Source organism: Synechococcus sp. R55.7 (assembly GCF_047461955.1).
Classification (GTDB): Bacteria; Cyanobacteriota; Cyanobacteriia; order Thermostichales; family Thermostichaceae; genus Thermostichus.
The window spans coordinates 1-541 of record NZ_JANSIC010000518.1; the positions used below are offsets into that span (position 1 = coordinate 1).

At 61.9% G+C, this 541-nt stretch carries 1 pseudogene; it reads right to left on the reverse strand.

Features of this window, described 5'->3' with window-relative positions:
• Positions 1-462, reverse strand: a pseudogene (locus NW820_RS13455) (RNA-guided endonuclease TnpB family protein); the annotation flags it as partial.
• Between the last annotated feature and the right edge of the window lie 79 nt (positions 463-541).

Consider the following 541-nt stretch of genomic DNA (forward strand, 5'->3'; position numbering starts at 1 on the left):
CACCCGGTTGATTTTCAGGGTGAGGATGTCCCGCCGTGCCTCGCCGTTGCAGTACAGGGCAAAGGTGCCCGCCTGGAAGCCGTCCGTGAAGGTGATGGACATGCCGTCAGGAGACAGCTTCCAGCCGGACAGCTTGTACTCCACCGAGCGACAGTGTTTCTGGAACTTGGGATAGCCCTTCCGGGCTGCCTTCTCCTTGCAGCGGCGGTAGAAGTTGGAGATGGCAAACCAGGCTCGCTCCGCACTGGCTTGCCGGGCAGAGGAGTTCAGCTTCTGGGCGAAGGGGAACTCTCTGGCCAAGTCCTTGCAGAGGGAGTACAACGTGGCCCTGTTCACCCCCTGATGATCCATCCAGTGGCGCAGGCACTTGTTGCGCACGAACTGGGCAGTCCGAATGGCCTCATCCAGGGCTTGGTACTGCTGGGCTGTGCCGTTGAGGAGCTTGGCTTCGAGGACGCGCATGGGCCCACTCTAGCGCAGGTTAGCAAGATAAAAGCCGCCCTGGTCGCGTCAGCGGGCCGTAGGCCTTAGGGCGGGGCTT